This window comes from Propionicicella superfundia DSM 22317, assembly GCF_000423465.1.
Classification (GTDB): Bacteria; Actinomycetota; Actinomycetes; order Propionibacteriales; family Propionibacteriaceae; genus Propionicicella; species Propionicicella superfundia.
Genome location: NZ_KE384021.1, coordinates 555,076 through 568,616, shown reverse-complemented (window position 1 = coordinate 568,616; position 13,541 = coordinate 555,076). Strand labels below are relative to the sequence as shown.

At 69.0% G+C, this 13,541-nt stretch carries 11 protein-coding genes; all 11 read right to left on the bottom strand.

All coding sequences use genetic code 11. The annotated features are described in order from the left end of the window. Positions 1-963: a polyprenyl synthetase family protein gene (locus G555_RS0112495; RefSeq protein WP_028709121.1), complete on the bottom strand. Its 963-nt coding sequence runs from the start codon at positions 961-963 to the stop codon at positions 1-3. Positions 964-1,081: 118 nt separating this feature from the next. After that, complete coding sequence (gene nuoN, locus G555_RS0112490) at positions 1,082-2,647, bottom strand: NADH-quinone oxidoreductase subunit NuoN (RefSeq protein ID WP_156887546.1); 1,566 nt, start codon at positions 2,645-2,647, stop codon at positions 1,082-1,084. Beyond that, entirely contained in the window at positions 2,647-4,158 is a 1,512-nt protein-coding gene (locus G555_RS0112485) for an NADH-quinone oxidoreductase subunit M (protein ID WP_028709119.1), read from the bottom strand. Before G555_RS0112485 ends, nuoN begins: the two co-directional genes overlap by 1 nt. A gap of 13 nt (positions 4,159-4,171) precedes the next feature. Next, positions 4,172-6,079, bottom strand: coding sequence for an NADH-quinone oxidoreductase subunit L (gene nuoL / locus G555_RS0112480; RefSeq protein WP_156887545.1), 1,908 nt, complete (start codon positions 6,077-6,079; stop codon positions 4,172-4,174). 10 nt (positions 6,080-6,089) lie between these two features. Next, positions 6,090-6,389 carry an NADH-quinone oxidoreductase subunit NuoK gene (gene nuoK, locus G555_RS0112475; RefSeq protein WP_028709117.1) on the bottom strand — a complete coding sequence of 100 codons (300 nt, stop codon included), beginning with the start codon at positions 6,387-6,389 and terminating at the stop codon, positions 6,090-6,092. Then, a complete protein-coding gene (locus tag G555_RS0112470) occupies positions 6,386-7,192 on the bottom strand; it encodes an NADH-quinone oxidoreductase subunit J (RefSeq protein WP_036922548.1) in 807 nt (268 codons plus the stop codon). The genes nuoK and G555_RS0112470 overlap by 4 nt, the downstream gene beginning before the upstream one ends. Further along, entirely contained in the window at positions 7,189-7,734 is a 546-nt protein-coding gene (gene nuoI, locus G555_RS0112465) for an NADH-quinone oxidoreductase subunit NuoI (protein WP_028709115.1), read from the bottom strand. Before nuoI ends, G555_RS0112470 begins: the two co-directional genes overlap by 4 nt. After that, a complete protein-coding gene (gene nuoH / locus G555_RS0112460) occupies positions 7,734-9,086 on the bottom strand; it encodes an NADH-quinone oxidoreductase subunit NuoH (RefSeq protein WP_028709114.1) in 1,353 nt (450 codons plus the stop codon). The genes nuoI and nuoH overlap by 1 nt, the downstream gene beginning before the upstream one ends. Next, positions 9,083-11,485, bottom strand: a complete 2,403-nt coding sequence (locus G555_RS0112455; protein WP_028709113.1) for an NADH-quinone oxidoreductase subunit G — start codon at positions 11,483-11,485, stop codon at positions 9,083-9,085. Before G555_RS0112455 ends, nuoH begins: the two co-directional genes overlap by 4 nt. Continuing rightward, complete coding sequence (nuoF, locus tag G555_RS0112450) at positions 11,482-12,804, bottom strand: NADH-quinone oxidoreductase subunit NuoF (protein WP_028709112.1); 1,323 nt, start codon at positions 12,802-12,804, stop codon at positions 11,482-11,484. Before nuoF ends, G555_RS0112455 begins: the two co-directional genes overlap by 4 nt. Further along, positions 12,801-13,475, bottom strand: coding sequence for an NADH-quinone oxidoreductase subunit NuoE (gene nuoE, locus G555_RS19840; protein WP_245581277.1), 675 nt, complete (start codon positions 13,473-13,475; stop codon positions 12,801-12,803). The genes nuoF and nuoE overlap by 4 nt, the downstream gene beginning before the upstream one ends. Between the last annotated feature and the right edge of the window lie 66 nt (positions 13,476-13,541).

Here is a 13,541-nt window from a genome sequence, read left to right as displayed (position 1 = left end):
TCAGGCCGACCGGCTCACGACGGAGCGGCACAGCTCCCGCAGCGCGTCGTTGGCCTCGCCGGCCGGCAGGGCGTCCAAGTGGGTCTCCGCCGCCGCCGCCCGCCTCGCGATCTCCTCGCGTGCGGCACCCATCGCCGCATGCTCGCGCAGCAGGCCGAGCGCCTCGGCGACCTCCGCTTCGTCGGACAGGGGCCGGCCGATGAGTTCCTGCAGCCGTGCGTCGGCCGGATCGGCGGACGCAGCGACGAGCAGCGTCGGCAGGGTGAGAACGCCCTCGCGCAGATCGGTCCCCGGTGTCTTCCCGGACTGCGTGCTCGTGATGTCGAGCAGATCGTCGGAGAGCTGGAACACGGTGCCGATCTCGTCGCCGAGAGCGGCGAGGATCGCCAGGTCGCCGGCGGGTGCGCCGGACACCATGCCGCCGTAGACCGCCGACGTCGAGATGAGGGACGCCGTCTTGTCGGCGATCACCCGCAGGTAGTGGTCGTAGGCGGACACGCCGGCGGCGGCGCCCTGAACCTCTCCGATCTGGCCCTGGACCAGGCGCGAGAAGGTCTCGGCGTGGAGCTTGACGTAGCCGGCCCCCAGGTCGGCGACGCAGCCCGACGCCCGGGCGAAGAGGAAGTCGCCCACGAGGATCGCGACGGTGTTCTCGAAGCGCCTGTTCGCACTCACCGTGCCGCGACGCAACTCGGCCTCGTCCATGACGTCGTCGTGGTAGAGGCTCGCCACGTGGGTGAGCTCCACGGCAAGTGCCGCCTTCACGACGCTCTCGACCGCAGCGGTGCCGTAGAGGGCGGCGACCGTCACGACCATTCCGGGCCGGAAACGCTTCCCGCCCGCCGCGATGATGTGCGCGGCGGCCTCGGTCACGAACGGCGTGTCGCCGTGGGCCTCGGCCAGGAGACGGTCCTCGATCAGCGCAAGCTGTTCGGCGATCCGGTCGGCCAGACCCGACCCCATCACCGACCGCACGTCATCGGCACTCACGCGCTCACCCGTCCCGCATCCGGACTAACGCCCCTCCAAGACACTGGCACCTCCGTTGGATCGCAGGCGGTTCACGCCCGCCCCGGTGATCCTAGCGGAGGAACCCCGCGGCACCCGCAGCGAGTTCCAGCACTCCGCCCGGCAGAATACCGAGGACGAGGGTCGCGACGGCCCCGACGAGGATCGGGACCCAGGTCAGCCAGCTCGCCGAGCCGATCTGCGTGCCCTCGGCGGGCTCGGAGAAGAACATGATGACGATGACGCGCATGTAGAAGAAGGCCGCGACCAGGCTCATCACGACAGCGACGACGACCAGCCACCAGAACCCGCCCTCCCAGGCGGACTCGAACACGGAGAACTTGCCGATGAAGCCGCCCGTGAGCGGGATGCCGGCGAAGCTCAGCAGGAACAACCCGAACAGACCGGCGAGCACCGGGGACCGGCGGCCGAGCCCGGCCCACGCCGAGAGGTTCGTCGCCTCCCCGCCCGCATTGCGGACGAGCGTGACGATGGCGAACGCCCCGAGCGTCGCGAAGCCGTACGCGGCGAGGTAGAACATGACCGCGCCGACGCTGCCGACGTAGCCCTCGTGCAGACCCGTCTGGGAGGTGTAGGTGCCGACGACAGCGGTGAGGATGAACCCGCCGTGCGCGATGGACGAGTACGCGAGCATCCGCTTGATGTCGGTCTGGACGACCGCCACGACCGACCCGACGACGATCGTCAGCACCGCGACGATCGCGACCAGGAGCTGCCAGTCCCACCGGGCCGCGCCGAGCGCGACGTAGAACAACCGCAGCAGCCCGCCGACGGCGGCGATCTTCGTGCACACGGCCATGAACCCGGTCACGGGTGTCGGCGACCCCTGGTACACGTCCGGCGTCCACGAATGGAACGGCACGGCACCCACCTTGAACAGGACGCCGACGCTCAGCATCCCCACGCCGGCCACCAGCAGGCCGTGCCCGGCCGTGGGCGAGTGGATGGCGGCGGCCACGTCGGCGAACGCGAACGACCCCGCGTACCCGAACACGAGCGCGACGCCGAACAGGAAGAACGCCGACGAGGTCGAACCGAGCAGGAAGTACTTCAGCGCGGCCTCCTGCGACAGCAGTCGGCGACGCCGGGCCATGCTGGCCATCAGGTACAGCGGAAGGCTCATGACCTCGATCGCGACGAACATGGTCAGCAGGTCGTTGGCGGCGGGGAACACGAGCATGCCGCTCAGCGCGAACAGCGCCAGCGGGAAGATCTCGGTGTGCTCCATGCGGGCCGCGGACGAGTCGGCCTCCAGCTTGCTGCCGGGAACCGCCGCCGCGGACGCCGCGAAGGCGCTCGCTCCGCCGCCGAGCTGCCGTTCCCCGAACAGCAGCAGCGAGAACAAGGTGAACAGGAGCAGCATCGTCCACATGAAGTAGGTCGGCCCGTCGAGCATCATCACGCCGTTCACGACGGGCTGGAACGACTGTGCCTGCCAGTTCACGATCGTGGCGCCGAGCGCCGCGACGAGCGACAGGCACGCGAGCGTGGACTGCACCACGAAGCGCTGCTGACGCGGAACGAGGGCCTCGATGAGGATTCCGATGCAGGCCACCCCGAACACGATCAGGACGGGGGCGATGAGCCGGAACTCCGGCATGGTGAACTCGAATGGCATTACTTCACTCCCTCGACCTGCGGTGCGGGATCGCTCTGTTCGGCGGCCTGCATGCTGGCCGTCGCGACCGGCTCCACGAGGTGGACGATCGGCTGCGGGAAGAACCCGAACACCAGGAGGACGCCGATCACCGGAACCATCACGAACCGCTCGACCGCCGTGAGGTCGCGCGTGAAGTGCGTCGACGCCGCCTCCGTCGGCGGCCCGGTCATCGTCTTCTGGTACAGCGACAGGATGTACACGGCCGACAGCACCATGCCGAGAGCAGCGACGCCCGCGACCCACGGCGCCCGCGACCACGTTCCGGCCAGGACCATGAACTCGCTCACGAAGCTCGACATCCCGGGCAGCGCGAGGCCGGACAGGCCGGACACCAGGAACACCCCGGCGAGCACCGGTGCGACCTTCTGCACGCCGCCGAAGTCCGCGACGAGCCGGCTGCCGCGGCGGGAGATCATGAACCCGGCGGCGAGGAACAACGCCGCCGTCGAGAAGCCGTGGTTGAGCATGTAGAACATGGCGCCCGACAGCGACTGGGTGGTGAACGCGAAGATCCCCAGCACCATGAAGCCGAAGTGGCTGATCGAGGTGTAGGCGATGAGCCGCAGGATGTCCTTCGCGCCGATGGCGGCCAGTGCGCCGTAGATGATCGAGATCAGCGCGAGGACCACCATCACCGGCGTCGCCCACGCGGACGCCTCGGGGAACAGCCCGATGCAGAAGCGGATCATCCCGAAGGTGCCGATCTTGTCCAGGACGCCGACCAGCAGGATGGACGTCCCGGGCGTGGCCTGCTCGGTCGCATCGGGCAGCCAGGTGTGGACCGGCACCATCGGGGCCTTCACGGCGAAGGCCACCATGAACCCGATGAACAGCCACTGCCCGACCGGTCCGTCGATGACGAGCTTCGACAGGTCGGCGAGCACGAAGGTCGGGTTGCCCGACTCCCCGGAGACGACCCACACGCCGACGACGGCGGCCAGCATGATCAGCCCGCCGAACAACGAGTACAGCAGGAACTTCAGCGCCGCCGCGGCCCGCTTCGGGCCGCCGTAGCCGCCGATGAGGAAGTACATCGGGATGAGCGTCGCCTCGAAGAACAGGTAGAACAGCAGGACGTCGGTCGCGGCGAACACGAAGATCGACAGTCCCTCGAGGAACAGCACCAGCGCGAAGAACGCCTGCGGCGTCCACCGGCCGCGTGCGGCCTCCCCTGTGCGCCACTCGGCGAGCAGCACGACCGGCGTGAGGACTGCCGTCATCATGATCATCGACAGGCCCATGCCGTCGAGGCCCAGCGACCAGGTCGCCCCGATGGGCTTGATCCAGGGTGCCGACTGGCTGAGGTCCGCCCCGCCCACGAACAGGACGGTGACCCAGACGCCGACGAGCAGGGTGGCCACGGCGAACGCCATGCCGACGGGGCGCGCGGCGCCCTTCAGCGGCAGGCACAGGACGACGGCGCCGATGATCGGCAGCAGGCCCAGCAGGGTGAGCACGGGAAACTCCATCTCGACTCCTCCCTCAGACCCACTGGCCGAGGATCAGCACCAGACCGACGAGGACCGTGCCGGCCATCATCACCAGCGCGTACGTCCGCACGGACCCGTTCTGGATCTTCCGCAACTGGCCCGCCAGCCCGCCGACGGCCGCTGCGCTTCCCATCACCGCACCGTCCACGAGCGTGTCGTCGGCGAGGATGACGTTCTCGGCGACGACGCGGGTCGGGGTGACCACGAGCGCGTTGTTCACGGCGTCGCCGAACAGATCGTTGCGGCCGATGACGGTGATCGGTGACACATCGGCGGGGGCGACGTCGGGGACCTCCTTGCGCCCGAACATGATCCACGCCACCACGATGCCGACGGCCACGACGGCCAGGGTCGCGAGCCCGATCGGCGTGGGCAGCAGGCTGACCTCGTGAGGATGGGCTCCGGTGGAGGGCTCCAGCCAGTCCTGGATCCAGAAGTTGAGGGCGAAGCCGCCGACGACGCTGCCGATGCCGAGGAGGATCAGCGGGATCGTCATGGTCAGCGGAGACTCGTGCGGGTGGACGTCCTTCCGCCACCGCTTCGTCCCGAACCAGGTCATCAGCATGAGGCGGGTCATGTAGAACGCGGTCACGCCGGCCCCGAGGAGGGCGCACAGCCCGATGACGACGTTCTGCCCGAACGCGGCCTCGATGATGTGATCCTTGGAGAAGTAGCCCGCGAAGCCCGGGAAGCCGATGATCGCCAGGTACCCGGCCGCGAACGTCCAGAACGTGATCGGCAGCACCTTCGCCAGTGCCCCGTAGTGCCGCATGTTCACGTCGTCGTTCATCGCGTGCATGACCGACCCGGCCCCGAGGAACATATTGGCCTTGAAGAAGCCGTGGGTCAGCAGGTGGAAGATCGCGAAGGCGTAGCCGGCCGGGCCGATCCCGGCGGCGAGCATCATGTAGCCGATCTGCGACATCGTCGACCCGGCGAGGACCTTCTTGATGTCGTCCTTGGCGCAGCCGATCCACGCGCCGGCCAGCAGGGTGACGGTGCCGACGACGACGACGGCGAAGGACGCCACCGCGCTGAGTTCGAAGATGTCGTGCGAGCGGACCACGAGGTAGACGCCCGCCGTGACCATCGTCGCCGCGTGGATGAGCGCCGACACGGGGGTCGGACCCTCCATCGCGTCCAGCAGCCAGGCCTGCAGGGGCACCTGGGCCGACTTGCCGCAGGCCCCGACGAGAAGGAAGATCCCGATGAGCGTGGCCCACAGCGGCGTGAGCCCCGGGGCATGCTCGGCGACGTCGGTGAACTTCGACGATCCGAACATGGCCAGCATGGAGAAGATGGCCATCGTCAGTCCGAGGTCGCCGACACGGTTCATCACGAACGCCTTCTTGCCGGCCGCGGCCGCCGCGGGCCGCTCCTGCCAGAAGGAGATCAGCAGGTACGACGCCAGGCCGACGCCCTCCCAGCCGACGAACAGCACGAGGTAGTTGTCGGCCAGGACGAGGACGAGCATGGCCGCCACGAACAGGTTGAGGAACGCGAAGAAGCGGCGCCGCTTCGGGTCGTGCGCCATGTACCCGATCGAGTACACGTGGATGAGGCTGCCGACGCCGGTGATGAGCAGCACGAACAGGATCGACAGCGGGTCGATGCGCAGGCCGACGCCGATGTCCCAGCCCCCGGTCGCGAACCACTGGTACAGCGAGAGCTCGACGACCCGCTGGTCGGGCGCCGCGCCGAGCTGGGTGCCGAACAGGACGACGGCGAGGACGAAGGAGAAGATCGGCGCCGCGGTGGCCAGCAGGTGCCCCCAGCCGTCGGCGACACGGCCGAGCAGCAGGAGGACGCCGGCACAGACCAGCGGTACGGCGATCAGCAGCCACGCGAGCGAGAACACGCCCGTCGCGGCGATGGGGGTCACGGTTTCCAATGGCGTCACGACTCGTCCCTCACAGCTTGAGCAGGTTGGCCTCGTCGACCGAGGTCGACTTGCGCGTGCGGTAGATGGTGACGATGATCGCCAGGCCCACCACGACCTCGGCGGCGGCGACCACCATGACGAAGAAGGCGGCGAGTTGTCCTTCCAGGTTGCCCCAGGCGTAGGCGAACGTCGCCAGCGCCAGGTTGCAGGAGTTCAGCATCAGCTCGATCGACATGAAGATGATGAGCGCGTTGCGGCGGATCATCACCCCGACCGTGCCGATGGCGAACAGCAGCGCCGCCAGGATGATGTAGTTCTCGGGGTTCATTCCTCGTCCTCCCGCACATCCTCGATCGCCGCGAAGTTCTTCGCCGTGACCGCCCCGACCTCGGGGGAGTCGATGATCGCGCCGCGATGGACGAGCGTCTGCGACACCGACTTCTCGGCCACCGACCCGTCGGGCAGCAGCGCGGGGGTCGCAATCGAGTTGTTCGTGGCGAACACGCCCGAGTTGGGCAGCGGTCCGGGATGTGCCCCGGACGTCTTGTACTCCTCGATGCGCCTGGCCGCCAGCTCCTTCTGGCCGGGACGCTTCTCGAGGCGACGCGCATGAGCCAGCACCATCGCCCCCACGGCCGCCGTGATGAGCAGCGCCGAGGTGAGCTCGAACACGAAGACGTAGCGCCCGAAGATCAGCGCCGCGATCCCCTGCACGTTGCCCCCGTACGCGCTGTTGGCGGCGTCGAGTCCGGTCGCGCTCTGGATCTGCCCGCCGATGCCGAACACGAGCAGAGCGAACAGACCGACGGCGGCCAGGATCGCCAACGGGCGCTGACCCTTCAGCGTCTCGACGATCGAGTCCTTCGTATCGACGCCGACGAGCATCATGACGAACAGGAACAGCATGAGGACCGCACCCGTGTACACGATGATCTGGACGACGAACAGGAACGGGGCGTCCAGGGACGCGTACAGGACGGCCAGCAGGACCATCACACCGGCCATGGACATCGCGGAGTGCACCGGCTTGCGCGCGAGGATGACGCCGAACGCCAGGAGCACCATCAACGGTGCACAGATCCAGAACGCGACCTCGGTCCCGGTGACGAGCGGCAACAGTGCGGGGCTCATGCTTCACCTCCCGGGGCACCGGTGCGGGTGTCGGGCGTGCCGGTGTCGGGGAGACCGCGGAAGTAGTCCAGCTCGTCGTCCCCCAGCCGCCGCGGGTGCGGAGGCTGTTCCATGCCGGGCAGCAGCGGCGCCAGCAACTGGTGCTTCTCGTAGATCATCTTCGCGCGGGTCGTGTCGGCCAGCTCGAACTCGTTGGTCATCGTGAGTGCCCGCGTGGGGCAGGCCTCGATGCACAGGCCGCAGAGGATGCACCGCAGGTAGTTGATCTGGTACACGCGGCCGTAGCGCTCGCCCGGCGAGTACCGCTCCTCCTCGGTGTTGTCGGCGCCCTCCACGTAGATCGCATCCGCCGGACACGCCCACGCGCACAGCTCGCAGCCGACGCACTTCTCCAGCCCGTCCGGCCACCGGTTGAGCTGGTGCCGGCCGTGGAACCGCGGGGCTGTGACCTTCGGCTTGAGCGGGTAGTCCTGGGTGAACGTCTTGCGGAAGATGGTCCGGAACGTGATCCCGAACCCCGCCCAGGCGTCGAACAGTCCCATCAGGAATCAGCCTCCTTCGCGGCGTCCGCCGCCGCGGGCGCAGGCTCCTCGGCGGGTTGCGCCCGCATCACGCCGGCGAACTCCGGCAGCACCTGACCGGCCATCGGCGGGACGGGGAAGCCTCCGGCGAACGCGTCGAACGGCTCGCCGATGTCCGTCTCCTCGGTCTCCGTCTCCGGTGGCTCACGCCCGGCGATGAGCAGGGCGACGAGGACGACCACGACGATCGCGGCCACGATCCACGGCAGCGGGCCCGTGCGCACCTGCTCGTCGGTGAGGACGATGCGGATGGTGGCGATGGCCATGACCCACACCACCGAGATGGGGATCATCCACTTCCAGCCGAGATCCATGAACTGGTCGTAGCGGAACCGCGGCAAGGTGCCGCGCAGCCACACGAACAGAGAGATGAAGAGCTGCACCTTGATGACGAACCACAGCGGCCCGAACCAGCCCTGGTCGAGGACCGGGAGCAGGACGTTGATGGGCCAGGGCGCGTGGTACCCGCCGACGAACAGCGTCGTGGCAACGGCCGACACCGTCGCCATGTTGATGTACTCGGCGAGGAAGTAGATGGCGTAGCGGAAACCCGTGTACTCGGTGAGGTGACCGGACACGAGCTCGGACTCGCACTCGGGCAGGTCGAACGGGGCGCGGTTCGTCTCGCCGACCATCGAGATGACGTAGATGACGAAGCTGGGCGCCAGCAGCAGCCAGTACCACTGCTGCAGACCGATGTCGAGACCGAAGGGAGCGAGCGGGCGCGCCTGCGCCTCGACCACCTCGGAGGTCGACATCGTGCCGGCGTAGAGGAAGACCGCGACGAAGGACAGGCCCATGGACAGCTCGTAGGAGATCATCTGAGCGCTGGAGCGCAGACCGCCGAGCAGCGAGTAGGGGCTGGACGACGACCAGCCGGCCAGCACGAAGCCGTAGATGCCGACCGACGCCACGGCCAGGATGACCAGGGTCGACACCGGCATGTCCGTCAACTGCAGCCGCGTTCGCACCCCGAAGATCTCGACCTCGCCGCCGAACGGGATGACCGCCCACGCGGTGAACGCGGCCGTGCCCGAGATGATCGGGGCCAGCGTGTAGAGGAAGCCCGACGCCTTCGAGGGCCGGAAGTCCTCCTTGAGGAGCAGCTTCGCGCCGTCGGCGAGCGCCTGGAACAGGCCGAAGGGGCCGTTCATGATCGGGCCGAGGCGGTGCTGCATCTTGCCGACGAGCCGGCGCTCGTACCAGACGTTGAAGATCGTCCAGACGAGCAGCAGCACGAACAGCACGACGACCTTCAGCAGCACGAGCCACCAGGGGTCGGTGCCGAAGAGGGACAGATCGAGCGGGCTCATGCGTTACCTCCTGCCGACACCAACTCGGATGCCGGGACGACCGTGACGGCCTCGCCGGGAACGACTCCCAGCGTCCCGAGGCTGCCGTCGAAGAAGTTGCCCGGGATCCACACGGCGTCGTCCACCATGGACGGATCCGTGACGACCGCGAAATCGTGCGATCCCGTCGCCGACGACAGCCGCAGCTCCGCGCCGAGCCCGAGCCGCTCCGCCGTCGCAGGACTGACGCGGGCGACGACCGGCCGGGCCGTCTCGAGCAGGGCCGGTTCGCCGTCATTGGCCCTGCTGCCGTCGATGAGCTGCCGCCACGACGTGAGAGTCACCTCGCCGCCCCGCGGGGCGGTCGGCAGGACGGGTGTGGCGGGGCGGGGCCCCTCCCATACGCCGAGCTCGGCGATCTCCGCCTGTGCGGATGCCACGGTGCGGATGCCGAGCGGGGTGCCGACCGCATCGGCGAGAGCGGCGAGGATCCGCAGATCGGTCATCGGGGTGTGTCGGCTCTTGACCACGGCCTCGACCGGCCCGGGCCGGTGCTCCCAGTTGAGGAAGGTGCCCGCGTGCGTCTCCAGCAGGGCGACGGGCAGCACCACGTCGGCGCGTTCGGTCACCTCGGACGCCCTCGTTTCGAGGCTCAAGACGAACTCGGCGGCCTCCAGACCGGCCAGCACGGCGTCGCGGGAGGCGAAATCGGCCGGCTCGACACCGGCCACGATCAGGCCCTTGAGCTGTCCGTCGCTCGCGGCGGCGAACTGCGAATCGGCATCGAGTCCTTCGCCGGCGGGAAGCCTGTCGACCCCCCACGAGGCGGCCACGTCGACCCTGGCGGCGTTGTCGGCGACCGGGCGCCCGCCCGGCAGCAGGTTCGGCAGACAGCCGGCCTCGATCGCGCCGCGGTCACCGGCACGCCGGGGCACCCACGCGAGGCGCGCTCCGGTGCGAGCGGCGAGCTCGGCCACCGCGGACAGCATCCCCTGGGTCTGTGCCGCCCGCTCACCGACGAGGATGATCGTGCCGGCGTCGGCGGTCAGCCCCGAGATCGCCTCGGCTCCGATCGCCGGGACGTGCTCGGCCAGCATCTTCTCGGTGCCCCGCGAGCGGTACGGGGACACGACCTGGATCGCGAGCTTCTTCTTGCGCGCCGCCTTCCGCAGCCGCAGGAAGACGATCGGCGACTCGTCCTCGGGCTCGAACGCCACGCAGATGACCTTGGCGGCCGTCTCGAGATCGGCGTAGGTCACGCCCTCCCCCAGCCGGCGGCCCGCGACGAGCGCCGCGAGGAACTCGGCCTCCTCGGAGGTGTGCGGCCGGGCCCGGAAGTCGACGTTGTTGGTTCCCAGAACGGTGCGGGCGAACTTGGAGTACGCGTACGCGGCCTCCAGCGTGAGTCGTCCGCCGGTCACGACGCCCGCCGACGTCCCGATCCGCCGCAGTCCGGCGACGGCCGCGTCGATGGCCTCGGGCCACGAGGCCGGGCGCAACTCGCCGTTCTCACGGATCAGCGGGTAGGTCAGCCGGTCGGAGCCGCGCCCGGAGACGAACGCGAACCGGCCCCGGTCGCAGTTCCACTCCTCGTTCACCTCGGGCAGGTCGCCCGCAAGGCGCCGCTTGACCTGGAAGTGGCGATGGTCGGTGCGCAACTGGCAGCCGGAGGCGCAGTGCTCACAGGTGACCGGGGTGCTGACCAGGTCGAACGGCCTGGACTGGAACCGGTACGCCGCGCTCGTGAGCGCACCGACGGGGCAGATCTGGACGACGTTGCCGGAGAAGTAGGAGTCGTACGGCTCGGTCTCGTACCGGCCGATCTGCTGCAGCGCGCCGCGCTCGACGAGGGCGATGAAGGGGTCGCCGGAGATCTGCTCGCTGAACCGGGTGCAGCGGGCGCACAGCACGCACCGCTCACGGTCGAGGAGGATCTGCGCCGACACGTTGACCGGCTTGGGGTAGGTGCGCTTCAGGCCGTCGAACCGCGACTCGCCGTTGCCGGTGCTCATCGCCTGGTTCTGCAACGGGCATTCGCCGCCCTTGTCGCAGATCGGGCAGTCGAGCGGGTGGTTGACCAGCAGCAGCTCGATCATGCCGCGCTGGGCCTTCTCGGCCTTCTCGCTGGTCCGCTGCGTGGCGACCTTCATGCCGTCGGCGCATTCCAGCGTGCAGGACGCCTGCGGCTTCGGCATGCCGCGGCCGTTGCCCATGTCGGGAACCTCGACCATGCACTGCCGGCATGCGCCGACCGGGTCGAGCAGCGGGTGGTCGCAGAACCGCGGGATCGCGATGCCGATCATCTCGGCGGCGCGGATGACCAGCGTTCCCTTGGGCACCTCGACGGCGATGCCGTCGATCGTCACGGTGACGCTCGGCGGCCGCTCCGCGACCTCGGTGGGCTTGGCCTGGACGCTCATACTCCTGCCCCCTCACGCTCGCGGACCTCGAACAGCGCGCTCTCGCGGTACGGGAACAGCTCCCAGGCGGGCGTGCTGTAGCCGGCCTCGAACTCGGTCCGGAAGTGCCGCACCGCGCTGGTCACGCATGCGACGGCTCCGTCGGCGAGCGCGCAGAACGACTTGCCGCCGATGTTGTCGCAGACGTCCAGCAGCTTGTCGACGTCTCCGTCGACCGCCGTCCCGGCCTCGAACCGGTGCAGCAGTTGCACGAGCCACCAGGTGCCCTCTCGGCACGGGGTGCACTTGCCGCACGACTCGTGCTTGTAGAACTCGACCCAGCGCAGCGTCGTCCGCACCACCGACGTCGTCTCGTCGAAGATCTGCAGCGCCTTCGTGCCCAGCATCGTCCCGGCCCCGGCCATGCCCTCGTAGTCGAGGGACAGATCGAGGTGCTCGTCGGTGAGGATCGGCGTCGACGAGCCTCCCGGCGTCCAGAACTTCAACTGGTGCCCGGCGCGGATCCCGCCGGACAGCTCCAGCAGGGTGCGCAGCGTGACGCCCAACGGCGCCTCGAACTGCCCGGGCCGCGCCACATGCCCCGACAACGAGTAGATCGTCATGCCGTTGGACTTCTCGGTGCCCATCTGCTTGAACCACTCGCTGCCGTTCTTCACGATGGCAGGGACGGACGCGATGGACTCGACGTTGTTGATGACCGTCGGGCACGCGTACAAGCCCGCGACAGCGGGGAACGGCGGCCGCAGCCGGGGCTGCCCGCGGCGCCCCTCCAGCGAGTCGAGCAGGGCCGTCTCCTCGCCGCAGATGTACGCACCGGCGCCCGCATGGACGGTGATCTCCAGATCGAACCCGCTGCCCAGGATGTTCGATCCCGCATATCCGGCGGCGTACGCCTCGCGAACGGCCTGCTGCAGGCGGCGGATGACGTGCAGCACCTCGCCACGGCAGTAGATGAACGCGTGCGACACGCCGATCGCATACGAGGCGATGACGATGCCCTCGACGAGGGTGTGCGGGGAGGCCAGCAGGAGCGGCATGTCCTTGCAGGTGCCCGGCTCGGACTCGTCGGAGTTGACGACGAGGTATTTCGGGTTGGGGTTGTCCTGCGGCACGAAGCTCCACTTCATGCCCGTCGGGAAACCGGCGCCGCCACGTCCGCGGAGCCCGGAGTCCTTCACGAGGGAGATGACCTCGGGCGGCGTCATCCGCAATGCGGCGCGCATCCCCTGGTATCCGCCGCGGCGCTCGTAGCTCGCGAGCTTCCACGCCTGCTCGTCGCCCCAGTTGGCCGTGAGGACAGGAGTCAGCGGATCGGTCATTTCGCCTCCTCCGCGGTCGGTGCCGCCCAGCCGTGCTCGGCGGCGATGTTCAGGCCCAGCTTGGACGCCTCGCCGGCCGTCGGGCCTTCGTCGGCACGTCCGTCGGGGAACCCGGCGAGGACGCGCTCGGCCTCCCGCCAGCTCGTGATCGTCGCACCCCGGCTGGACGCGACGGGCTCATCGGCCGCCAGCCTGTCGAGCAGTTCGTCGGCCTTCTCGGGGGTCATGTTGTCCATGAACTCCCAGTTGACCATCATCACCGGCGCGTAGTCGCAGGCTGCGTTGCACTCGATCCGCTCCAGCGAGAACGTCCCGTCGGGCGTCGTCTCGTCGGGCCGGATGCCGAGTTTGGAGCAGACGTGGTCGAGGAGGTAGTCGCCGCCCATCACGGCGCACAGCGCCGTCGTGCAGACGCCGACATGGTGCTTGCCGGCCGGACGACGCTTGTACATCGTGTAGAACGTCGCCACTCCCGAGACCTGCGCGGTCGTGATGCCGAGGATCTCGGCGCACACCTCGATGCCGCGCGGCGAGATCCGTCCGTCGACGCTCTGCACGAGATGCAGCATCGGCAGCAACGCCGAGCGGGCCTGCGGGTAACGGCCCGCGAGCTCGCGCAACTCGGCAATCGTCTCGTCGTCGATGTTCGTCGACGCGTCGGACTGGTCCACGCCCCCGGAGTCCGGGAAGAACGATTCGAAGCCGTGTCCCTGCTCGCCCGCGTGGGCGGACTCCGT